The sequence below is a fragment of the Actinoallomurus sp. NPDC050550 genome, assembly GCF_040655075.1.
In the GTDB taxonomy this organism is placed as follows: Bacteria; Actinomycetota; Actinomycetes; order Streptosporangiales; family Streptosporangiaceae; genus Actinoallomurus.
Genome location: NZ_JBFAJC010000037.1, coordinates 41534 through 62824, shown reverse-complemented (window position 1 = coordinate 62824; position 21291 = coordinate 41534). Strand labels below are relative to the sequence as shown.

At 70.5% G+C, this 21291-nt stretch carries 20 protein-coding genes; 7 read left to right on the top strand and 13 right to left on the bottom strand.

The window, feature by feature from the left end; genetic code table 11:
• Nucleotides 1–5 precede the first annotated feature (5 nt).
• The gene (locus tag AB0I04_RS37390) at nt 6–935 is read left to right on the top strand and encodes an ABC transporter ATP-binding protein (protein WP_360895813.1); all 930 of its coding nucleotides are present in this window, start codon (nt 6–8) and stop codon (nt 933–935) included.
• Nucleotides 935–1810 carry an ABC transporter permease gene (locus AB0I04_RS37385; protein WP_360895811.1) on the top strand — a complete coding sequence of 292 codons (876 nt, stop codon included), beginning with the start codon at nt 935–937 and terminating at the stop codon, nt 1808–1810. The genes AB0I04_RS37390 and AB0I04_RS37385 overlap by 1 nt, the downstream gene beginning before the upstream one ends.
• A 20-nt stretch (nt 1811–1830) precedes the next feature.
• Here the strand turns inward: AB0I04_RS37385 and AB0I04_RS37380 are convergent, their stop codons facing one another.
• The 4 genes from AB0I04_RS37380 to nhaA form a co-directional block, all read right to left on the bottom strand.
• Nucleotides 1831–3297: an AMP-binding protein gene (locus tag AB0I04_RS37380; RefSeq protein ID WP_360895808.1), complete on the bottom strand. Its 1467-nt coding sequence runs from the start codon at nt 3295–3297 to the stop codon at nt 1831–1833.
• A 183-nt stretch (nt 3298–3480) separates the two neighbouring features.
• A complete protein-coding gene (locus AB0I04_RS37375; RefSeq protein ID WP_360895805.1) occupies nt 3481–4119 on the bottom strand; it encodes a TetR/AcrR family transcriptional regulator in 639 nt (212 codons plus the stop codon).
• A 153-nt stretch (nt 4120–4272) separates the two neighbouring features.
• A complete protein-coding gene (locus AB0I04_RS37370) occupies nt 4273–4539 on the bottom strand; it encodes a hypothetical protein (RefSeq protein WP_360895802.1) in 267 nt (88 codons plus the stop codon).
• A gap of 96 nt (nt 4540–4635) precedes the next feature.
• Nucleotides 4636–6522, bottom strand: coding sequence for a Na+/H+ antiporter NhaA (gene nhaA, locus AB0I04_RS37365; protein ID WP_360895799.1), 1887 nt, complete (start codon nt 6520–6522; stop codon nt 4636–4638).
• A 160-nt stretch (nt 6523–6682) separates the two neighbouring features.
• Here nhaA and AB0I04_RS37360 point away from each other — a divergent pair, with 160 nt between their 5' ends.
• Nucleotides 6683–6958, top strand: a complete 276-nt coding sequence (locus tag AB0I04_RS37360) for a hypothetical protein (protein WP_360895796.1) — start codon at nt 6683–6685, stop codon at nt 6956–6958.
• A gap of 28 nt (nt 6959–6986) precedes the next feature.
• Here the strand turns inward: AB0I04_RS37360 and AB0I04_RS37355 are convergent, their stop codons facing one another.
• Nucleotides 6987–7202, bottom strand: a complete 216-nt coding sequence (locus AB0I04_RS37355; protein WP_360895793.1) for a hypothetical protein — start codon at nt 7200–7202, stop codon at nt 6987–6989.
• 32 nt (nt 7203–7234) lie between these two features.
• Between AB0I04_RS37355 and AB0I04_RS37350 the strand changes: the two genes are divergently transcribed.
• Entirely contained in the window at nt 7235–7573 is a 339-nt protein-coding gene (locus tag AB0I04_RS37350) for a hypothetical protein (RefSeq protein ID WP_360895790.1), read from the top strand.
• A 92-nt stretch (nt 7574–7665) separates the two neighbouring features.
• On the opposite strand, the gene AB0I04_RS37345 is transcribed toward AB0I04_RS37350, so the two are convergent.
• Together AB0I04_RS37345 and AB0I04_RS37340 are read right to left on the bottom strand one after the other, a co-directional pair.
• Nucleotides 7666–8994: an alginate lyase family protein gene (locus AB0I04_RS37345; RefSeq protein ID WP_360895787.1), complete on the bottom strand. Its 1329-nt coding sequence runs from the start codon at nt 8992–8994 to the stop codon at nt 7666–7668.
• A 158-nt stretch (nt 8995–9152) separates the two neighbouring features.
• The gene (locus AB0I04_RS37340) at nt 9153–9476 is read right to left on the bottom strand and encodes a hypothetical protein (RefSeq protein WP_360895784.1); all 324 of its coding nucleotides are present in this window, start codon (nt 9474–9476) and stop codon (nt 9153–9155) included.
• 93 nt (nt 9477–9569) lie between these two features.
• On the opposite strand from AB0I04_RS37340, the gene AB0I04_RS37335 reads away from it, so the two are divergent.
• Nucleotides 9570–9842, top strand: a complete 273-nt coding sequence (locus AB0I04_RS37335; RefSeq protein WP_360895781.1) for a winged helix-turn-helix domain-containing protein — start codon at nt 9570–9572, stop codon at nt 9840–9842.
• Between the two features lie 94 nt (nt 9843–9936).
• Here AB0I04_RS37335 and AB0I04_RS37330 read toward each other — a convergent pair whose 3' ends face one another.
• The gene (locus AB0I04_RS37330) at nt 9937–12420 is read right to left on the bottom strand and encodes a discoidin domain-containing protein (RefSeq protein ID WP_360895778.1); all 2484 of its coding nucleotides are present in this window, start codon (nt 12418–12420) and stop codon (nt 9937–9939) included.
• A gap of 335 nt (nt 12421–12755) precedes the next feature.
• On the opposite strand from AB0I04_RS37330, the gene AB0I04_RS37325 reads away from it, so the two are divergent.
• Entirely contained in the window at nt 12756–13721 is a 966-nt protein-coding gene (locus AB0I04_RS37325; RefSeq protein ID WP_360895775.1) for an RICIN domain-containing protein, read from the top strand.
• Between the two features lie 117 nt (nt 13722–13838).
• On the opposite strand, the gene AB0I04_RS37320 is transcribed toward AB0I04_RS37325, so the two are convergent.
• From AB0I04_RS37320 to AB0I04_RS37300, 5 genes are all read right to left on the bottom strand, one after another.
• A complete protein-coding gene (locus tag AB0I04_RS37320; RefSeq protein ID WP_360895772.1) occupies nt 13839–14237 on the bottom strand; it encodes a PPOX class F420-dependent oxidoreductase in 399 nt (132 codons plus the stop codon).
• A gap of 67 nt (nt 14238–14304) precedes the next feature.
• Nucleotides 14305–15105: a DUF4253 domain-containing protein gene (locus AB0I04_RS37315; protein ID WP_360895769.1), complete on the bottom strand. Its 801-nt coding sequence runs from the start codon at nt 15103–15105 to the stop codon at nt 14305–14307.
• A gap of 205 nt (nt 15106–15310) precedes the next feature.
• A complete protein-coding gene (locus tag AB0I04_RS37310; protein WP_360895766.1) occupies nt 15311–16129 on the bottom strand; it encodes an SGNH/GDSL hydrolase family protein in 819 nt (272 codons plus the stop codon).
• A gap of 154 nt (nt 16130–16283) precedes the next feature.
• On the bottom strand, nt 16284–17270 hold the full coding sequence (locus AB0I04_RS37305) for an alpha/beta hydrolase (protein WP_360895763.1): 987 nt from the start codon (nt 17268–17270) through the stop codon (nt 16284–16286).
• 216 nt (nt 17271–17486) lie between these two features.
• A complete protein-coding gene (locus AB0I04_RS37300; RefSeq protein ID WP_360895760.1) occupies nt 17487–20300 on the bottom strand; it encodes a family 20 glycosylhydrolase in 2814 nt (937 codons plus the stop codon).
• 248 nt (nt 20301–20548) lie between these two features.
• Here AB0I04_RS37300 and AB0I04_RS37295 point away from each other — a divergent pair, with 248 nt between their 5' ends.
• Nucleotides 20549–21283 carry a TetR/AcrR family transcriptional regulator gene (locus tag AB0I04_RS37295; protein ID WP_360895757.1) on the top strand — a complete coding sequence of 245 codons (735 nt, stop codon included), beginning with the start codon at nt 20549–20551 and terminating at the stop codon, nt 21281–21283.
• Nucleotides 21284–21291 lie beyond the last annotated feature (8 nt).

The following is a 21291-nucleotide window of genomic DNA, read 5'->3' as shown; positions in this document are numbered from 1 at the left end:
AGCCGATGCGGACCAGCGAGGAAGTCGTGATCGACGTCGACGGGCTGCGCATGCGTTACGGCGCCGCCGACGTCCTGCGTGACGTGACGTTCCAGGCGCGTCGCGGGGAGGTGCTGGCCCTGCTGGGTCCCAACGGGGCGGGCAAGACCACCACGATCGAGATCCTGGAAGGTTTCCGGATGCGATCGGCCGGCCGCGTCGAGGTGCTCGGCACCGATCCGGCGCACGGCGACGAGCACTGGCGCGCCCGGCTGGGCATCGTCCTGCAGTCCTGGCGCGACCACGGCAAGTGGCGGGTGCGTGAACTACTCGCGCATCAGGGTTCCTATTACGCCGGCCACTCCACCGAGCGGATCGCGCGGCCCTGGGACGGCGACGAGCTGATCGCGGCGGTCGGGCTGACCGAACACGCGGACAAGCAGGTCAGGATGCTCTCCGGTGGACAGCGGCGCCGGCTGGACGTGGCGATCGGCATGGTCGGCCGCCCCGAGATGCTCTTCCTCGACGAACCCACCGCCGGCTTCGATCCGCAGGCTCGGCGCGAGTTCCACGAGCTCATCCTCGGCCTCGCCGCGGCGGGCCAGACCACGATCCTGCTCACCACCCACGATCTGCCCGAGGCGGAGAAGCTCGCCGATCGCATCCTGATTCTTGACCAGGGGCGGATCGTCGCCGACGGAAGCGCCAAGGAACTCGCCGAGCAGATCGTGGGCGAGGGCGAGGTGCGCTGGACCCTCAACGGACGGCGTCACGTGCGGTCGACCCAGGACCCCACCAGATTCGTGTTCGACCTGTTCGAGACGCACGGCGAGGCCATCTCCAACCTCGAGGTCCGCCCCTCGTCGCTGGAGGACACCTACCTGTCCCTCGTGCACCGGGCCGAATCCGGCCTCGGTGACACGGCGGACGCGAGCGCCCGGAAAGAGGCGGTGTGATGGCCTCCACCACGATGACCTCCACCACGATGACCTCCACCACGACGGCGCTCCGCGCGGGCCTCGCCCGTGGCCTGATCGAACTCCGCCAGTCCTTCAGCGGCTCCGATCTGCTCGCCCAGCTCTTCTGGCCCGTGGTCACGCTGGTCGCCGTCTTCTTTCTGCGAAACATGCGATTCAGGCACAGCGGATTCAGGCTGGGGACCCTCATCCTGCCGAGCGTCCTGGGGATGTTCATCGCGTTCGGCATGCTCCTGGTGATCCAGTACCTCACGGCGGAGCGCGAAGACGGCACCCTTCTTCGCGCCAAGGCCACCCCGCACGGCATACGCGCCTATTTCATCGGCAAGCTCGTCACCACCTCAGGGACGATCCTGGCCTACCTGGCGATCCTCCTCATTCCGGGACTCTTCATCGTCGACGGCATCGAACTCGGCACCATCGGCTCCTGGCTGACGCTGGCCTGGGTGCTGGTCCTGGGGCTGATGGCGACGCAGTCCATCGGAGCCGTACTCGGCTCGGTGATCTCCAGCCCACGCGGCGCCGGTGTGGCTTCGCTGCCGGTCATGGCACTGATCTCGATCTCCGGCATCTTCTACCCGATCAGCGCCATGCCGGACTGGCTGCGGTGGATCGCCGAGGTCTTCCCGGTCTACTGGCTCGGCCTGGGCATGCGTTCGGCCCTGCTGCCGGACGGCATGGCCGACGTCGAACTCGGCCATTCCTGGCGGCACCTGGAGACCCTGGGCGTGCTGGGAGCGTGGTCCGTGATCGGCCTGGCCCTCGCGCCGATCGTGCTACGCCGGATGGCGCGGCGCGAATCGGGCTCCCGCCTGGCCGAGTACCGCGAGAAGGCCCTACAGCGGGTCGGCTGAGATCCACATACCTCGCGCGATCATGGAGTGCTTCCGGCCGCGGCGCAGGGCTTGGCGGGGAGGCGGGCGGCGCGGAGGGCGGACCGGCGGATCTTGCCGGCGTCGTCGCGTAGCGGCTCGGTGACGAACTCGAACGTCCGGGGGACCTTGTAGCCGGCGAGCCGGTCGCGCAGGTGGGCGAGCAGGGCCGCCTCGTCCACGTCGCCGTCGGCCTGGACGATGGCGTGCGGCACAGAGCCGAGGTCGTCGTCGGGCAGTCCGATGACGGCGGCGGAGCGCACGGCCGGATGCTCCTCCAGGACGCCCTCGATCTCGGCCGGGTACACGTTGGAGCCGCCGACCAGGATCATGTCGGTGTCGCGGTCGGTGAGGTAGAGGTAGCCGTCGGCGTCGATGTAGCCCAGGTCGCCCAGGCACTCCCAGCGGCCGTCGCTGCGCGCCGTCGCGCCGATGTAGGTGTAGGTCGGGCCGGCGTCCGGCCGCATCCACACCTGGCCGACCTGGCCCGGCCCGAGGGGCCGGCCGGACTCGTCGCGCACCTGGATGTCGCCGGTCAGCGGGCGGCCGACCGAGCCGCGGTGCGCGAGCCACTCGGTGCCGCTGATGCGGGTGACGGCCTGGGCCTCCGTCCCGGCGTACAGCTCCCAGATCCGCTCCGGGCCCAGCCAGTCGATCCACGCCTGCTTGAGCCACTGCGCGATCGGCGCGCCGAGGTGGAACACCACGCGCAGCGACGACAGATCCGCGGCCGCGCGCTCGGCCTCCGGCAGCCGCCAGATGCGGTGCATCATCGTCGGCACGGCGTACATCCAGTCCACGTGGTGCCGCTCGGCGAGCCGGAGCGCCTCCGCCGCGTCGAACCGCTCCATCAACACGACGTGCTTGCCGAACAGCAGCGCCGCGGTGAGGGACATGAAGGGACCGTTGTGCGTGAGCGGCGCGGTGACCAACGCGGCCCCGCTTTCCGGCATCTGCACCGCCAGGCCGAACAGGCCCACGCGTTCGGCGACGCCCGGCTCGACGGTGGCGATCAGCTTCGGCCGTCCGGTGCTGCCGCCCGAGCTGAGGATCTTCCAGGGCTGCGGGATGACGCCCGGCGGCGCGGACTCCGGCTGGCTCGAACCGGCCGAGGGCGGGACGGTGCCGGCCCCGCTCGCGGCGACCACGACCTTGGGCCGGGCCAGCTCGAGGACCGGCTCGCGTTCGGCGGCCGGCATCCGATCGGAGACCGGGACCGCGGTGCCGCCGGACTTCCAGACGCCCAGGAGGGCGACGACGAAGTCGACGCCGTTCGGCAGGACGATCGCGACGCGGTCGCCGACGCGGACGCCGTGGTCGCGCAGCTCCCACGCGAAGCGGTTCGCGCGCTCGTCCAGCTCCCGCCGGGACAGGGTGGTCGTGCCGCAGGTCAACGCCGGTGCCGCGGGATCCTCCACCGCGAGCAGCGTCAGGGCGACACCAAGCGGGGTTCCGGAGAGTGCGGACATGGTCTTCTCTTCCTCTGCGGCTCTGCGGCTCTGCGGCTCTGGGGACCATCACGCGGCGGCCGGTTCGTCGCGGGGCGTTCGACGGGTCAGGCTGGTGAAACCAGTAAGTTACGTCACGTAACATAGAGTTCCCTTGTACGGGCCTGTCAAGCGGTTCCCGAATGCTGCGCGGGAAAGATCATGTCATGCGTCCGTCGTCCAGTCGGCATCCCGGAAACCGTTCCACAACAGGTCCGTCAGCTGATCGACGAGCGCCTCCCGGCTGACGTGGCGTTGGTCGAGCCACAGGTCGGCGCTGCTGCGCACCAGCCCCACCATGGCATGGCCCCACGTCAGCAGCAGAACCTGGCGTTCGGGGCTCTTGTCGTTGTTCACCGACGACATGAAGTCGGCCAGGTCGTCCCCGATCAGGCGCATGAAGGCGTCCAGCGCGTCGCCGAGGGCCGGTGCGCCCTCGGCGCTGCCCCGGGTCAGGAAGCGGTACGTCTGCGGCGCCTCGTCGATGCGCCGCAGGATCACCTCGATGGCGGCGTGCGTGCGCTCGCGCGGGTCCGTGTGGGCGGCCAGGGCCGCGTGCAACTCGGTCAGCAACGCGACGGCGAAGCGCTCGCCGACCGCGTGGGCCAGGCCGTTCTTGTCGCCGAAGTGCCGGTAGACGATCGGCTTGGAAACACCGGCCTCGGCGGCGACGGCGTCCATCGAGGCCTGAGGCCCGTCGCGGGCGATCACCCGCTCGGCGGCGGCCAGCAACTGGTCACGCCGCTGGGCCCAGGGCAGGCGCTTGGGGGCCGGTGGGTCGTCGCCGACCGTCGCCGGTTCCATCGCGGCACCGCCTTCCGGTCAGGGGCCAAGAGCCGCTCAGGGGCCAAGAGTACGCAACGCCCGGAGCCCGCGCCGCTCGCCGTCCCGGGATGCCCCGTGTCGTGACCGCCGCCGGAGCGCGGCCGCGATCGCGCTCCGGCCGGGTCTGCCCGATCAGTTCCGGACGCTCGGCTCCCAGACCGCGGCCAGCTGCCACACCCCGTGGTCGCGGCGCAGCTCGTACGTCGCGGGCGCCTGGCTTCCGGTCGCCTGGGCCCGGACCTGCCACAGCTGGGTATCGACGTCGTCCCGGGGCCGCAGCAGCCCGAGCATCTTGACGAATGTGATCACTTCATAGCCGCGCCCGTCCCAGGTGAAGTGGGTCGGTCGATCGGCGAGGACCTCTACCTGGACCGGTTCGTCGTACACACGCCGTCTCATGCCCTCATTCTATTCGAACATGCGTTCGAATGGCGAGCTTTGTGGTGGCGCGACACGCCCGATATCCGATGATTCAGTCGGCGGGCCGACCCGGGGTCAGGCGCTGATCACCGCGCGGGCCTTGGCCGCACGTACGGCCGCGGTGAGCGTCTCGATGTCGTACGCACCGTGGTGCCGCCGACCGTTGATGAAGAAGGTCGGGGTGCCGGAGACGCTGCTGAGGTCGGCCGAGTCGAGGTCCTCGGCGACCCGGGGCGCGCCGGCGTGTGCGCGCAGGTCCCGTCGGAAGCGCTCCAGATCGAGTTCCAGCTGCTCGGCGTAGCGGATCAGGTCACGGACGGTCAGCTCGCCCTGGTGGTCGAGGAGGATGTCGTGCATCTCCCAGAAGGCGTCCTGCGCGGCCGCCGCCTCGCTCGCCTCGGCGGCGAGCTGGGCGTGCGGGTGGACGTCGTGCAGCGGAAGGTGCCGCCAGACGTACCGCACGTCGCCGTACCCGGCGAGCAGCTCCCGGACGACCGGCTCGGCCTGGCCGCAGAACGGGCACTCGAAGTCGCCGTACTCCACCATCGTCACCAGGGACTCCTCCGGGCCCCGGATGTGGTCGCGGTCCGGGTCGACCGGCACGGCGAGGTCGACGATGCCCTCGGCGGTGCCCATGAGCGCCCGCAGCCGGGTCCGTGTCGGGAGCATCTGGGTCGCGCGGAACAGGACCCAGGTCAGGATCGACGCCGCGAGCGCGGATGCGAGGATGCCGAGCTTCGCCTCCTCCAGTTCGGTACCCGTGAAGGCGAGCGTGGCGATCAACAGGGACACCGTGAAGCCGATGCCGGCGATCGTCCCGCCGCCCGTCACCGCGACCCAGCCGACCGGAGGGCGGATGCGGCCGCGGGTCAGCCGGGTGACCAGCCATGTGGAGCCGGTGATGCCGAGCGGCTTGCCGACGACGTAGGCGATGAGGATGCCCAGCGTGATCGGGGAGGTGAACGCCCGGGTCAGCAGGTCGCCGCTGACGGTGATGCCGGCGTTGGCGAGGGCGAACAACGGGACGATCAGGTAACTCGTCCAGGGGTGGTAGAGCAGCTGCAGTCGCTCGTTCGGGGAGATCGCCGAGGCCAGGCCGGTGGTGGCGGTCCGCGCCAGCTCGGCCGTCGGCTGCTCACGGAACAACCGGAACAGGTCGCTCGCCCGCTCCAGATCCGTGCGGGCGGCCGGCGACGCGTACGTGATCAGGCCCATCGCCAGGCCGATGACGACGGGCTCCACCCCGGACTTGAGCATCGCGACCCACGCCGCGACGCCCAGCAGCGCGTACACGAGGCCGTACCGCACCCCCAGGGCGCGGACGACCAGGATCAGCGCGAAGATGAGGATCGCGATCAGCAGCGGCGTGAAGCTGACCTCTTTGCTGTAGAACACGCCGATGACCGCCAAGGCGACGAAGTCGTCGACGACCGTGACCGTGAGCAGGTAGGCGTGCATGCGCGCGGGGAGCTTCGCGGCGGCCAGGCTGAGCATGCCGAGCGCGAACGCCGTGTCGGTCGACATCGCGGTGCCCCAGCCGTGCGCCGCCGGGCCGCCGCCGTTGGCCGCCAGGTAGATCGCGATCGGGACGACCATGCCGCCGACGCCCGCGATCAGCGGGAGGACCACCCGTCGGCGGTCGCGGAGCTCGCCCAGGTCGAACTCCCGCCGCGCCTCCAGGCCGACGACGAGGAAGAAGAACGTCATCAGGCCGCTGTTCACCCACGTCCGCAGGTCCAGCGACACCTTCGAGTCGCCGAGGCGGACGGACAGCACCGTGTGCCAGGCGTGTTCGTACGAGGACGGGTCGACGTTCGCCCACAGCAGCGCGAGGATCGTGGCGGACAGCAGCACGATCGCGCTGCCGGTCTCGGTCCGCAGGAACTCCCGCAGCGGCGTCTTGAGGTTCCACGCCCACACCGTCCGGCCCGAGAACGGGGCGGCCTCCCGTGATTCGGTCATACACGAATTCTCACGCAGGTGAGGAGGTGGCCGAGCACGGCGGTCGCCACCTGACCACGCGGACCCCTGCGGCGGCCCAGACCTCGCCCGGCTTCCGGCGGCGCCGGCGCATGTCAATGAATACGTGACATGCGGGCGATGTCAACTCATCCTTGACATCATGACTCGTCGTGCCTTTCGTGGCCCGTCCCACAGAGTCCTGGCCATCTCCGTCCTACTGCCGCTGACGGGCATCCTGCTCGTGGCGCAGGCCGCTTTCGACAGCCTGGTGCTGTGGGTCCTCTTCGTTGTCGTCGCGCTCGCGGTCTTCGTCGCGCTGGTGGTGACGGCCGCTTCCGCCTTGCGCGATGGGACCGTGTCCACCGCCGACGCCGCCCGCCTGGACGAGCTGGAGCCGCTCCCTCCCATCGCCGGTGACGCGGGGGAGCGGCGGTGAGCGCGATCGGGAGCCGGCTCACCGAAGATCAGGCCGGTGCGATCAGGGAAGCCGTGGCCGAAGCCGTGCTGACCGCGTGCGAGCAGGGACGCGAGGGGCTCGACGACGACCCGGACGCCCACCTGCTCATGGTCGCCGCGTCCAGCGTCGCCGCCGAGGAGACCAGCAGGCTGCTGCGCCAGTCGATCACCGGAGCCCGGACGGCCGGGCACAGCTGGGAGGCCCTCGGACGGCTGCTGGGCATCAGCCGCCAGGCCGCCCAGCAGCGCTTACAGCGTGGCCGTCGCCCGCAACGGCTCCGTCGCGGGCGACGGCCCCGCCCGGAGAGTGCTCAAGCCGCTGCACGCCTTCAACGAGATGGAGACGTTGGCGAGGGAGGGCCTCCGCGGATGGCACGCCGTCGACTACGGCTACCTCTTCCACCTCGTCGAGGCCTCGCCCGACAAGTGGGAGCACCGGCGGTTGTGGTGGCCGTCGCGCCGTCGACGTCGCCTCATGGAGGAGCAGGGGTGGGAGCTCATCGTCCCGTCCGACTTCGACTCGCCCTGGGCCTACTACAAGCGCCGCCTCGACGAACTGGCCGAGCGTGGCGAGTCGGCCGAGCCGCGCTCGTAGCGCCCTTTGCGCCGCCACGAGAAGGGCGGCGCAAGGGCGGATCCCGCGAACGCGGAGACCGGAACGGGCCTCGCCGAGGTGAGGGCCGTCGCTCACTTCTGCAGTGGCGGCTGCGACAGGTCCTGCCAGCAGGTGGGCTCGACGGGCCACAGGTCGCCGCCCGCAGGGGCGGGCACCTGGGCGAGCGCGGCCCGCGCTTGGCCGTCGTTCGCCTCCGTCGCGGCGGCGTGCAGCTTGTCCAGCGCCAGACTCCGATCGAACACGTCGAGATCCGGGTAGGGCCAGGCGTCCGCGCCCTTCTCCGCGGCCGGGATGAGGAAGTCGATCGCCTTCGCGATGCTCCCGCCGCTCGGCGTGGTGTAGGACCACAGGTCGATCCCGACGCGCCGGCCCGCGTCGGCCAGGCGGCAGAACGCCTGCGCGTTGAAGTTCGCGTAGTGCCAGGGCCGGGTGCGGCTCACCTCGCCCGGCTGGCCGCCGTCCGCGGCGATCTGCGGGTCGATCCGCTTCGTCTCCGCGCCGACGATCAGCTGCTTCGCGAGATCGGTGCGCCCGAGGTAGAGCGCGATCGTGGCGTCCTGCAGATCTTTGAAGGTGCCGTGGTTGTTCTTGGTGGCGCTCTCCGCCTGACCGAACGGGCTGGTCAGCATCCAGTCCAGGAAGCTGCCGAGCCAGTCGCGGATGCCCGCGCGGTCGCGGGCGGTCCAGCCAGGGGCTCCGGAGTCCAGGAGGGCGAGCGCATCGATCACCTGCGTGATCGCCTGCGCGGACTCGATGATGCCGTAGTTGCGGCCCTGCGGGTTCGCGCCGCACGGGACGGCCTGGGCGTAGTCCATGTTCGGGTTCATCCGGGTCGCGGGATCGAGGAACCACGTGCGGATGTCGAGCGCGGCGCGCCGGGCGTACGCCGGCCGCCGGGTGTAGAACCACGCGAGGGACAGGTCGGAGATCGCGGTCCACGACGCATGCAGCGTCGGCAGGTCACCGGTCGTGGCGACGTCCGGCGCCCAGCGGCCGTCCCGCTGCACGAACGGGCAGCCGTACGGATTGTCCGGCGTCTTCGGCTGACTGGGCCACCAGTAGGTGGCCAGGCTGTAGTAGTCGTGCTTGTCGGCGCTGACCGTGGTCGCCTTGTCCATCACCGACCAGGGACCGGTCCGCAGCTCGGCGTCGGCGGCGTGCGTGAGCTCGGCGAGGGCCGTCCGAAGCCGCCGGTCGGGCCGGGTGGCGAGCCGCTGCCGGATCCCCACGAGCCGTGCGCCGTCGAGCACGACGGTGCGGGGTACGCGACCGACACCTCCATGTCCCGTGCTCGCGCCGGTGCCCGGCGGGGACGCCGATGCGATGGGCGCTGCCGAGAGCGTCAATCCGACGGTGGCGCTGAGAGCGATCAGCCGGCGCGTCCAGAGACGTCGTCGCATGGAGTCTCCCGGGGGCGAGGGGAATGTCCGCACACGAGATTTACTCCCGGCCTGCGCTCCGGTCAAGGAGATTCATCCGATGTATTCTCCGAACCTCACCATGCTTCTCACCATTATCGGCCGCTCCATGGCCGATCCATCGGACGTCTCGCAATGCTTCACGGGCCGTCCTCGAGATCGTCGAGAATCCGGCGAGCGGTCTGCGGGTTGCGTCGGATCAGCTCGGTGAGCTGGTCGATCTCGGACCAGTGCGCCACGCCGACGACCGGGACGCTCGCGAGCGTTGCGCGGAAGTCGTCGAGTGCCGCCTGGATCCGGCGGGCCCGGTCAGTGTCCTGATGGCTCATGGAACCCCCCGTCGTCCCCCTTGGGGCGGCGGCGTGGCCGTAGCCTTCCCCGCTCGCCGCCGCCCCGCCCGCCAGGTGCTCGCTCACGCGGCCGGTGAATCCACCGAAGCGGCCGGCGAGGAGCACCTTCCTCACGGTGGGTAACCTATCAGCTACCTGACGCGGTGTATAGCGGCATGCCGCTACCTGTGTATTTGTGCAGCTGGGCGCTGCTCTAACGTGATCTATGTGAGCGACGAGAAGCCGGTTTTCGACGGATCTGACCCGGAATACCGCTACAGGCAGGTCGCGGACCATATCGCCGGCCGCATCGAGCGGGGTGAGCTGCGGCCCGCCACGCGACTGCCCGGGGAGCGCGACCTCGCCACGGAGTACGGCGTGGCGCTCGGCACCGCCCGGCGCGCCATCCGCGACCTTCGCGAGCGTCAGCTCGTCATCACGCTGCCGGCGAAGGGCACCTACATCCGCGCGCCGAAGAAGGACGACGGCGCGACCGGATGACGCCTGCCGGCGCACGCCCTCCGATCTGAATCACGGCTACCCGGCGCGGACGCCGATCTGGAAGACGAGGATCATCCGGCGCGGGTCGGTCGGACTACCCGGCGCGAACCGCGATCTGGATCTCGGCGGCGGACGCGTACCCGCCCCCGGCCTCCAGCGCGGTGAGCCGGACGAAGCGCGCCGTGACACCGGGCAGGTCGATCTCCTTGCGCGTCGTGTTCAGCGGCCATGAGCCGCTCGCCACCGGGGTGAAGGTCACGCCGTCGAGACTCGTGGCGAGCTCGTAGCGGGTGATCACCCCGTTGCCGTTGCCGTCTTCACGCGGCTGATAGGTCACCTTCGCGATCGGGCGCGCCCGGCCGGTGTCCACGGTGATCGACTGGGGCAGCGACGTGCGCGGCGACCACTCGTTGTGCCACATCGACTGGACGCTGCCGTCCACGGCCTTGCGCGGCTCGTACCCGTGGTGGAAGCTCGTGCCGGTCGCGGTGAGCGACTGTGCGGGCAGGTAGCGCACGCTCCCGGCGTCCTGGACGGGTGTCACCGCGAGGTCGTCGAACTCCGCGTGCCGCCACGGCGATACGCCGAGACCCACCTGTCCCGAGGCGTGCACCGCGCTGTCGACCTCGGCGATCCGCGCCCCGTCGAGGAGGGCGGTGATGTGGTCGCCCGCGAAACGGAGCCCGAGCCGGTGCCATCCGCCGGCCGCGCGGCTGACCCGGCCCGCCGCGAGGGTCTGGCGCTGCACTGGACGCGGCCGGGGCGCCGCGATTCCGGCGCACGACGGATCGCTGGGCACGCACAGGGCGGAGTCCTGCCCCTGGAGGCTCTCGTCGTACAGCTGCCACTGCCCGTCGCTCGACAGCCGCAGGTGGATCCCTGACACGGCGTCGGCCCACTGGCCGTCGACGCGTCCCAGGAGCTCGGTCCAGCCGTCCTCGTCGAGCCGTACGTCGACGCCGGCGGTGTAGTCCCGCCAGGACTTGAGATCACCGACGACCGTCACGGGCCGCTTGAGCCAGCCGTTCCACCACACCGGCTGCTCGCCGATCGCCTGCCGCAGGCAACGGCCGGGTCGACCCGAGCACGGCGCCACCTCGAACGCCCCGTCCAGGTCGGACAGGTAACGAGGTGTGGCTCCGACCGAGTACGAGCCGAAGCCGTCGCGGTAGGGGAGCCGCAGCGGCCTGGGCGGCGGCGAGGCCGCGCGGCCCTTGCCCTGTCCGGTCGTCGTCGTGAGCGTGTACACGTGGCCGGGCTCCAGGGTCAGCGTGTCGCCGGGCCGTACGGTCCCGGCGCGGGTGAACCAGCGCCCCGGGTCGGCCGACGACAGGTCCGACGTCCAGACGCGCAGCGGCCCGGCCGGCAGCCCGCCCGTGACGGTGACCTCGACGTTCTGTGGGGCGGTCGCGTCGATCGTCTCGATGACGGCGCTGTAGTCCCGGGAGTCGGGAGACCGCAGGGCGACGTGGCTCCCGCCGCCGTCGAGATAGCCCGAGGCGGAGTCGACGTACCGCCAGCCCGGCCGGGTGAACTCCGTCGTGTGCGCGACCGCCCAGACGCTAGCCCCGGCGACGTACGCTCCGGACCACGGTTCGTCCGCGCCCATGAGCCCGGCCGCCTGGAAGGGCATCGTGTCGTACCAGGAGGCGATCAGTGACCAGTTGATCGTCGAGGTCATCGCCCCGTCGATGTACGGCCGGTTGAGGGCGCGCGCGAGCGGCGCGGCGCCGGAGTCGTACGGCAGCGACCCCTGCTCGCTGGCGTGCAGCGGAATGCCGAGGTCCCGGGCCGCCTGCGGGCTGGGGCACCGCAGGTAGTCGCTGAGGTACCCGCAGACGTAGTGCTGGCCGACGACGTCGACGGCGGACCGGAATCCCGCGTCCTCGGTGAGCGGCTTGATCACGTCCCAGTTGAAGCTGTCGTCCGCGACCACCTTGACGTCGCCGTATCCGTGCTCGGCCAGGGCGGCGTGCAGCCGCTGGTACCAGGCCGTGTCGAACCACGCCTCGTTCCACCCGCCGAGGTAGTCGATGCGCAGGTGGTGGCGGGTGGCGCAGCCGAGCCAGGCCAGCAGGTAGTCGATGTCGCGGTCCGTCCAGACCGTGGGCCGGGCGTCCCCGCTGCCGGTCCAGCCCGGCGCGCCCCACTGCAGCGCGGACAGCTTGATCCCCGGGTTGCGCGCCTTGGCCTGTTCCATGAGCCACCACTCGTACCCGCGGTCGCAGTTCAGGTCGGAGGGGGTGCGCATATGGCTGGGCTCGGCCCCGTCGGTGGAGTTGGTGTCCCCGCCGATCTCGACCTTGAGGATCTGCAGGGCCGCTCCGTAGCCCGGCTTGAACAGGTAGTCGAGGATCTGGCGGCGCTGCGGCTCGGGATAGTCGACGAGCAGCCGTGAGGACGCCCCGGCGCTGAGCGCGCCGATCCCGTCGAACGTGCGCCCGCTGGACGCCGCGTCGATGACGATCCGCTGCGGCGCCGCCGTACGTCTCGCGCCGGCCGGCGGGCCCGTCCACACGGCCGCGACGACCATCCAGACTCCGAGAAGTGCGGGAATCCACCGGCGGTGTGCGCGCATGTCGTCTCCTCGAGGACGTCACTCCCGCACCACGCATTTTCACGGGCTGACCGTCGCGTCAACGAATCTGTCCAGTAGTGGCAATCTCCGGGTCGTCGGGTCCGCCCGGCGCCATTGCGCCAACACGGTCTCGAAAGCCGGTGCGCATCGCCGGGCCCTGGTGGTCTTCTCGGTATTCACGATTCACCGTTGACGGGTCTTTTGACGGGGAGTACGGTCCGTCCAACGATAGTAAGGAAGACTTCCTAACTAACCTCGTGTGCTGGGCTCGAGTGCGGCGGGAGCGCTGGGCGCACGGGTCAAACCTGTGACGACTCGCCGCTTACGGAGGCATCATGGTTCGGCGCGCGTTCGGCGCGGCTCTGATCGTCGCCTGTCTGGCGTTCCTCGGCTTGCAGGGTGTCTCGCAGGCATCCGCGGCCTCGAAGACCCAGCAGACGTTCCTGACGTTCTACGGCTGGTGGGACAACACACCGCCGGGCGGCGACATCTCGTACCCCAAGATTCACGACACGGCCGGCGGCAAGGGCACCTATTCGGATCCGATCACGTTCGCCACCTCAACGGCGGAGCTGCCCGCGGGCACGGTCGTGTGGGTCCCGCGCGTGCGCAAGTACTTCATCATGGAGGACAGCTGCGAGGAATGCGGTGAGGACTGGAGCGGCCACGGTCCCAACGGCGGGCCCAAACTGCGCCACATCGACCTGTGGCTGGGGGGCAAGGGCGGCAACGCGATGGACGCGATCGACTGCGAGGACGCGCTGACGCACTACAACACCGACAACACCCCGACCATGGAACCGGTCGTCGTCGACCCCCCGTCCAACGAGCCGTACGATTCGACACCGCTGTTCAACACCGGCACCGGAGAATGCTACGGCGGAGCCAAGCCCCATACGACGGTCGGCCAGTACAAGAACGGCTCATCGGGCCAGTGCATCGACGATCCGGGCAACAGCTCCAAGTCGGGAACCGTGCTCAAGACCGCGACCTGCGACGGTGCCGCCGACCAGCAGTTCACCTTCCACGGTGCGTTCCTGGTGATCAACGACCTGTGTGCGGCCAGCTCCAGCGGCAAGATCGCGCTCAAGACGTGCACCGGCGGACCGTCGCAACAATGGTCGATCAATCCGAACGGCACGATCTCGGATATCCAGACGGGAGAGAAGTGCTTCCGCGCGTCGGGCGGCAACGTGGTCGCGGGCGGCTGCTCGGGTTCGGCGAGCCAGTGGACGTTCACCCCATCGGCGACGACCGGAGAGCGGACAGTCCCGGCGGCGCGCCCGGCTACGAGACGATGACCTGATCGATCGACTCGGCGTCCCAGGGCGGAAGGTGGCAGCCGCGCCGGGACGCCGGGCACGCTCTGGTGGCCCGGCGCGCTCTCGCCGCACCGATACGGTGCCGCGGCCGCCGGGTCACCCGCCGGCGGAGTAGATGACCTTTTCGGGCTGGATGCGCACGGTGATGCGCTGCTCGCCGGGCTGACGGTACGGATACGTGTCGACGCCGAGGTACTTCTTGGCGAGGCCGTCGATGACCTCGTCGGCTCCGTTCTCCTCCAGCTGCGCCTCGCCGGAGACGCTGACGGCGTGGAAGGCGTCGTTCGGGTCGAGGACGCTGATCGAGACCCGGGGATTCCGGCGGAGGTGCCGCTCCTTCGCCCGGCCGATCGCGGTGTTGAAGATGACGTCGTCGCCGTCGACGTCGGCCCAGACGACGGTGCTGTGCGGAGAGCCGTCGGGGCGGATCGTCGTCGCCCAGGCGAAGTACGGCTTGCGGAGCAGTTCCTTGGCGTTGTCACTCAGTCTGGACATGTCCCGCCTCCTCTGTCGTCCCATGAGATGACGCAGGTTGCGATCCGGGGATTTCCGGTCGCCCGGATCACTCCCACCAAAAGGACCATATATTGCTGCCGCAGATCTGCTCCGCGTGGCCCTCCAGGGTGCCCGCGCCCTGCAGGATGACCTCCGGGCAGAACGTCCAGTGTTCGGCGGCGACGTGCAGCGCGTGCCGGAAGGTCGTCGGCGGGGCGGCGACGCTCAGCTCGAGCGTGTTGAACCCGACCCCGATGAGCCGTGCTCCGAACCGGTCCTCCCAGCTGCGCACCACCGCGGACAGGGGGGCGGTCCAGGGGTTGTGGTGCCGGGCGCCCTGCCAGCCCATGACGGTCAGCGTGTCGGCGCCGCGGGTGACGGGCACCAGGCCGAGGGAGCGCTCGCCGAGGACCTCCGCGCACCGGCCGGCGAGGGCGTCCGGATCCTCCTGCAGTTCGCCGGGCGGAGCCAGGCCGGGGGAGTAGCGGCCGAAGGGGGTGACGTCCGCGGCCGGCTCCTCCCATTCGGCCCAGATCTCGGCCATGAACGCGGCGGCGTCGTACGTGCCGATCTCCTCGACCGGCTCGGGCGCGATCTGACCCATCGACCATGGCTGAGTGGTGTCCTCCAGCATGATCGGCCACAGGCCCGACGCGTGGTGTTCGGCACGCAGCCGCGACCACAGCGCACACGGCACCGGGTCGTCGCTGATCCAGAACGCCGGTTGCTTGGCCGGCTGGTGCTGGGGGTACCCCGGGTCCGGCCACACTACGTATCCGGACGGAACCATCACGGACAGTGTCCGCCCGGCATCGCCGTCGGGGAAGAGTTCAGCCACTTCTGGCGGCAGCCGTTCGTGATAGTCCATCGCAGTCACTCCGGCGCCGAGCGGGTCCCGGCGCTGCGGAGATCGTAGTGCGATCGGGCCTGCGGCGCGCGGGCGGCCCGGCCTCTCGATGCCGACGGCTCCGTACGGCCTGACGGGGGGTCGGTCGTACGGAGCCGCCGGGGCGAGGTCGCCGCGGAGCCTTTACCGCTTGGGCGAGGTGCTCACCGGTCGGGACGGGCGGGCGTCAGCTCTTCTTGGCCGCCGTGAGGGCCGAGGCCGCGCCGGTGAACACCGGCAGGTATCCGCTCGCGTGGCCGGTCGCCGTGGGGTGGTAGGAGTTGCCGATCGGGATGGTGACCGAGTTGAGCCAGCCGTCGCCCGAGCACAGCTCGTGCCCGGCGAACGTGCTGCGCACGTCGGCGAAGGTGAACCCGGCGTTGGCCGCGCCCTTGCCGATCACGGTGTCGAGTTCGTCGGCGGCGCCGTTGAGGGCGGCGTGCTTGGTGTGGCTCATCCCGACGCAGAAGCTGTCGTTCGTGATGTACAGGTGCGGGTAGTCGAGCACGGCGACGTGCGCGCTCGGCGCCTTGGACTTGATCGCAGAGAACAGGGTGCTCAGCCGGCCCGGGAGCTGGTTGTCGGCGTAGCTCTTCGCGTTGTTGACCGCGGTCGTGCAGTCCGAGTCGGAGCCCAGCACGCACGTCTGCATGACGCTGCTGAAGCCGGCGTCGTTGCCGCCGATGGTGATGCTCACCAGCGAGGTGCTCGAGCTGAGCGACCCGAGCTGGTTGTTCAGCACGTCGGTGGTCTTGGCGCCGGAGCAGGCGACGAACTTGAACGAGGAGGTCGAGTGCGCGGCGGCCCACTTGGCGGGGTAGGCCCTGCTGCTGCGCTGGCAGGTGCTGTCCAGGTCGTACGAGCCGGTGCCGGTGCCCGACGAGTAGGAGTCGCCCAGGGCGACGTAGTTGACGGTGGCGGCCGAGGCGGAGGAGGCGGCGCCGACCATCGCGGCCGAGACCGTTGTCGCGCATGCCGCGGAGACGACGAGGCGGGGGAGTTTCATCGACTCTCCTGAAACGGGGGACGGAGGCTCGACTTACTCAAGCACCGAAATCCCCGTTTGAGGAGGAGCCGAAATCGGCCAATTTCATGACCGATTCAGTCGTTGACAGCTGACGAAACGACTGTCAGATTTGTTACTTATTACCTGATGTGGGTTACGTAATGGCGGGGGTTACCTGCGCGGCGCGGCCCAGCGCTATCAGCGCGAGGTTGCGCAGGGACACCGAGCCGGGCCGCAGGTAGTCGCTGTGCTCGGCCGCCCCGGCCGCGAAGACCCGCGCGCCGAAAGCGGACGACACCGGGTCGGTGCCGAACCCCAGGCCGAACATCCGCACGTGCGGGACCATCCCGATCCAGTCGTTCGTGCCGCGTGCCGCCCACACGCGCGCCCGCGTGCCGAGCCCGGCCGCGCTGGACGCCGACATCCCGGGGCTGCCGAAGGCCGCCACGTCGCTCACGGGCAGGCCCTTGACGGCCTCCCCGCACACCACGGACCCGTAGCTGTGGCACAGCAGGGTCGTACGGGCCGCGGGGTTCAGGCGGTGCAGCTCGGCGACGAAACGGCGCAGCCGCGACGCCCCGGTGTCCGCCCGGAAGTCGGTGATGACCCCCGCGCTCGTGACCTTGGGCGGGCTGTAGCCCAGCCAGGCGACGACGGCCAGGTTCGGATCCGGCTCGTCCTGCCGGGCCTGGTCGAACAGGGCCCGCGCCCCGCCGCCGGGCGTGGAGTATGGCCGGTGACCGCGCACGTCGAACGTCGTCAGCGTCGTGTCGGCACCCGGCACCAGGATCGCCACCCGGCGGGCATGGGCCAGGTCGCCGAGGACCTCGACGGCACGGCCGGTGCCGCGCGCGTCGAAGGAGAGGAACTGCCGGCCCGGCGTGAGCAGGCGGCTCAGCGACCGGGCCATCGCGAAGTCCTGGATCCGGCGGGCCGTCTTCAGCGCCCCGCCGATCGCGCGGCGGTTCGCCTTGTAGCGGGCTGCGAGGGTGGACACCGAAAGGGCCGGCAGCGCGTCCGGCTTGGCGTACACGTTGACGCGTCCCGCGCCCAGTGTCGTCACCCAGATCGCGATGACCACCGCGACGGCCGCCAGGCACCTGCTCAGACCGCGGGTACGAGGCAGTCGAGGTGTGATCATACGGGGGATCCTCCAGGGAGAAGCGCGTACGGCGGAGCGGGGACGGGATTCCGGCGAAGCCGGGTTTCCACCCCGCCGACCGGTCTCTGGGAGAGCCCCCACGCGGCACCGGGCCACAGCATAGGCCACGTTGACCGGGACGAATACCGTGGTGGTGCCGCCGGAAAGTGAGACGGGCGGCCGGGGACTTTTGTTCGCCCGGCCGCCCGACCGATCTTATTGGACGAGCGTCCAGGAGGTGGGGGACGTGTCCGGGGCGGCCGACGTGTTGGCGTGGGTCGCCCGGTAGATCTCACCCTGGCAATCCACCAGGGCGCCCGCCGGGTAGGCGGTGCCGGCCTTCCAGACCGGCAGGCCGACCGGCGAGATCCGGCTGCTCCGCCCGTCGGCGGAGCGGGTGCGCAGCAGCACGGTCGGTCCGGACTTCACCGGGCCGTCGTACCGCCTCCAGGAGACGCCGTCGGCGGAGTACTCGATCGCCAGGCCCGGGTTACGGACGTTGGCGGTCAGCGTCCCGCCCTGCACCCGCCCGCCCGGCAGCGGGATGCGGTAGTTCACCCCGACACCCGGCAGCCCGACGGGCTTGTAGAAGGACAGCAGCGGGAAGGTCGCCTGTCCGAGCGTGTTCTCGAACACGCTCCACGCCGCCGGCATCTGCGCGGTGTTCGGCGTGTTGCGGTTCCAGGCGCGCTCGGCCACGCCGAGGAGCTTCGGGAACGCCTGGTATTCCCGGATCCCCTGCGCCTTGCCGTTCTCGGCCCACAGCTGGGCCTCCATCCCGAGGATGTTCTTGCGTCCCTCGGGGGTGAGCTTCTCCCAGTTCGGGTCGGGCTTGATCGGATTGCCCCACCGGTCCTCGGTCGCGCTCGCGTACACGTCGTACGGCTGGTACGTGAAGGTGCCCTTCTCGTCGACGTAGTTGGCCCAGTAGTAGCCCGGCTCGTCCGGGTCCTTGTTGTACGGCATGTCCAGGTAGAGGTTGGTCGCGTGCGCCAGGATCACCGGCTGCCCGTTGTTGGCGAAGTGGTACGCCCAGGCCTCCCGGCCCCAACCCCAGACGTTCTGCCAGGGCAGCGCGATGAAGTGATCGAGCTTCAAGCTCCGCGGGTCGTCGCGGACGACGTCCTCCCATCCGGCGGTCGTCGGCGCGGCCGTCAGCGCGATCTGGTTCCACTTCGTGAAGAAGTAGTTCATCAGCGCGGCGTCGTCCTTGCCGGCGGTCTCCGGGTTGCTCTTGCACGCCGGCGAACCCTGCCAGCGGTTCGGGCCCGGCGGCTCGTCACCGCCCAGGTTGAAGGTGCCGAGCGTCGCCCCCGCCTTGGCGTACAGGCCCTTCACCTCGGTCACGACCTTGGAGAGGAACGCGTACGTGCTCGGCAGGCACGGGTTGACGAGGTTGTCGGTGTAGCCCTGAACGCTCTTGTGCTGAGACGTGTCGTTCGGGTCCAACAGCCGGTACGTCCCGTCCCCGGTCCGCTGGTAGCGGTGTTCCATCGACTGCACCGCGGCCCGCGCGTGCGCCGGGAAGTCGAACTCCGGGACGACCTGGATGTGCCGCTGCGTGGCGTACTTGAGGATCTCGGTGAAGTCCGCGGTGGTGTAGTAGCCGCTGCCCTTCCCGACGAAGTTCAGGGTGTCCTGCTCGAAGCCCTGGTACGCCGGCGTGCGGCCGAGGTTGGCCTCGGTCTCGCTACGGGCCTTGCCCGTGACGCCGTCGCCGCCTCCCAGGTCGTTGCCCGACCCCATGCCCTGGTGCAGCTGATTCTTCTGGGCGGGGTCCAGGCCGCGGTGCGCTCCGAAGCCGGTCAGGTCGGGAAGCCCGGGGATCTGCAGCCGCCAGCCCTCGTCGTCGCTGAGGTGGAAGTGCAGCCGGTTCAACTTCAGGTACGACATCAGATCGAGGAACTTCTCGATCGTCTGCTTGCTCTCGAAGTGCCGCGCCACGTCGATGCCGAGGCCGCGGTAGCCGAACAGCGGGGCGTCCGCGATCGTGGCCTGGGGCACGTCCACCGTCGACGGCTTGGCGCCGCGGGCCGCGGCCTCGTACGCCGAGGCGGGGATGAGCTGGCGCAGCGTCTGCACGCCGTACAGCACACCCGCCGGGTCCGCGCCGACGATGTCGACGCCGCCGGCGGTCGAGCGCAGCGTATAGCCCTCGGCGTCCGCCTTGCCGTCGTGGTCGACGTCCAGCTTCGGGTCGACCGACAGCCGTACGACGGCCCCGCCCTTGCCGCCGCCCTTGAGCACATCGCCGAGCGCCGAACGCAGGTAGCCCGCCTCACCGGACAGCGCGGCCGGGCTGCGGATCTCCGTTCCTCCGCCGAGCGTCACGGTGCCCTGGCCGGCGGTGGCCGACAGCGGCTGGGGGAGGAGCCGCTGCTGGAGGGTGAGGTTCGCCCGCTGCGCGGTGTTGTCGGCGAAGCGCGTCGCCGCCGTCTGTTCCGGGCGGTTGTCGCCGGAGAACGCCTTGGTCTGCTTCGGATCCGCCGGATCGAGCAGGACCTTGGCGGGCACCCACTGCGCGGGCCCGCCATCGAACGAGATGCTCCAGCCCGCGGGCGCGTCGGTCTTCTGGATCGCCCAGAGCTCGAAGTCGATGTCGATCGGGCGGCGCTCGCCCGGTCCGAGGGGCTTGAACCCGCTCGTGGGCTTCAGGACGTACAGGTCGCCGCTCTGCGCGGTGTCCGCCCGCGCCACGGACAGCCCCTGGCCGGCCAGCTGGGCGCGCGCGGTGTCGCCCGCCGCGCCCGGCAGGACGGCCTCCGGCTGGCGCACGGAGTTGAAGTACAGCGCCCAGTCCGTCCCGAGGGCACACCGGCCGCCCCGGTTGGCCAGTGTGATCCGGGCGAGGAAGTACTGCGCGTCCGTGACGGTGTGGTCGATCGGCTGGAAGGTGACGGACAGGTCGCGCCCGCGGGGGTGGCAGGCGCTGGTCACCGCGTGCGCGGGTGCCGTGGTGAAGACGAAGGATGAGGTCAGCGCCGTAGCCGCCAGCAGGCGGAGCGCTGCCGATCTGATCGGGGTGCTCATGGTGGGAAGTGCCGCTCTCCTGGGAGGTCGGTAAGGGCCATCGTCGGTGATGGTGGGAACGTGCGGAGGACGCAGCGGGGCGAGGACGTGGTCAGGGACCGTCGCGCGGCCAGGGCCGAGACATGAATAGGAAACTAACCTGTTCATTTCTTGGCGTGTAGGGAGTCCGCTGACCTCGTTCGGCCATGAAGATTCGCGTCAGGGCCTCTGACGAGGCGGGTCAGCCAGGGCCGACTAGTCTCGGAGATGTGATCAAGGGCGCACGAGACGAGGAGACCGCTCCGCGCGGGGACGACCACCCATCCACGGCCGCCGTGCGGACGAGCGCGCCCACCCCGGCCGCCGGTGCGTCGAGCACGCAGGCGAGCGCGCCCGCTCCGGCCGCCGGTGCGTCGAACACGCGGGCGGGCCGCGACCCGCGCCGCCGCCGGGCCCTGCTGGAGGCCGCCGACCGGATCATCCTCCGCGAGGGGCCGGAGGCCTCGATGGCCGCCATCGCCTCCGAAGCGGGCATCAGCAAGCCAATCCTCTACCGCCACTTCGGCGACAAGTCCGGCCTCTACCAGGCCCTCGCCGAGCGGCACACGCGCGTGCTGATGGACGCCATCCGCACCGCCTTCCTACGCCCCGGCGACATCCGCACCCGATCCCGCGCGGCCATCGACACCTACCTCGCCGCCATCGCCGCCAACCGGCACGTCTACCGCTTCCTCGTGCACCGGGCCAGCGCCGAGGACACCGCCACGCACAGCGCGATGGGCACGGTCATCCGCGGCCTCGGCGGCGAGATCGCCGAGATCATCCTCCGCGAGGGCCTCCTGCCCGACCCGGTCCGCGTCCACATCTGGAGCCACGCCACCGTCGGCATGGTCCAGGCCGCGGGAGAGTGGTGGCTCGACCACCCCGACGTCCCCCGCGCGACCGTCACCGACAGCATCGTCGCCCTCCTCCTCGACGGCCTCCCCGACATCACCCGCCCCTGAGGAGGCGC

What these genes read in the sequence shown, in the direction of transcription:
- AB0I04_RS37390 (WP_360895813.1), top strand. Translation starts at nt 6, where the DNA reads ATGCGGACCAGCGAGGAAGTCGTGATCGACGTCGACGGGCTGCGCATG.
- AB0I04_RS37385 (WP_360895811.1), top strand. Translation starts at nt 935, where the DNA reads ATGGCCTCCACCACGATGACCTCCACCACGATGACCTCCACCACGACG.
- AB0I04_RS37380 (WP_360895808.1), bottom strand. Translation starts at nt 3,297, where the DNA reads ATGTCCGCACTCTCCGGAACCCCGCTTGGTGTCGCCCTGACGCTGCTC.
- AB0I04_RS37375 (WP_360895805.1), bottom strand. Translation starts at nt 4,119, where the DNA reads ATGGAACCGGCGACGGTCGGCGACGACCCACCGGCCCCCAAGCGCCTG.
- AB0I04_RS37370 (WP_360895802.1), bottom strand. Translation starts at nt 4,539, where the DNA reads ATGAGACGGCGTGTGTACGACGAACCGGTCCAGGTAGAGGTCCTCGCC.
- nhaA (WP_360895799.1), bottom strand. Translation starts at nt 6,522, where the DNA reads ATGACCGAATCACGGGAGGCCGCCCCGTTCTCGGGCCGGACGGTGTGG.
- AB0I04_RS37360 (WP_360895796.1), top strand. Translation starts at nt 6,683, where the DNA reads ATGACTCGTCGTGCCTTTCGTGGCCCGTCCCACAGAGTCCTGGCCATC.
- AB0I04_RS37355 (WP_360895793.1), bottom strand. Translation starts at nt 7,202, where the DNA reads ATGCCCAGCAGCCGTCCGAGGGCCTCCCAGCTGTGCCCGGCCGTCCGG.
- AB0I04_RS37345 (WP_360895787.1), bottom strand. Translation starts at nt 8,994, where the DNA reads ATGCGACGACGTCTCTGGACGCGCCGGCTGATCGCTCTCAGCGCCACC.
- AB0I04_RS37330 (WP_360895778.1), bottom strand. Translation starts at nt 12,420, where the DNA reads ATGCGCGCACACCGCCGGTGGATTCCCGCACTTCTCGGAGTCTGGATG.
- AB0I04_RS37325 (WP_360895775.1), top strand. Translation starts at nt 12,756, where the DNA reads ATGGTTCGGCGCGCGTTCGGCGCGGCTCTGATCGTCGCCTGTCTGGCG.
- AB0I04_RS37320 (WP_360895772.1), bottom strand. Translation starts at nt 14,237, where the DNA reads ATGTCCAGACTGAGTGACAACGCCAAGGAACTGCTCCGCAAGCCGTAC.
- AB0I04_RS37315 (WP_360895769.1), bottom strand. Translation starts at nt 15,105, where the DNA reads ATGGACTATCACGAACGGCTGCCGCCAGAAGTGGCTGAACTCTTCCCC.
- AB0I04_RS37310 (WP_360895766.1), bottom strand. Translation starts at nt 16,129, where the DNA reads ATGAAACTCCCCCGCCTCGTCGTCTCCGCGGCATGCGCGACAACGGTC.
- AB0I04_RS37305 (WP_360895763.1), bottom strand. Translation starts at nt 17,270, where the DNA reads ATGATCACACCTCGACTGCCTCGTACCCGCGGTCTGAGCAGGTGCCTG.
- AB0I04_RS37300 (WP_360895760.1), bottom strand. Translation starts at nt 20,300, where the DNA reads ATGAGCACCCCGATCAGATCGGCAGCGCTCCGCCTGCTGGCGGCTACG.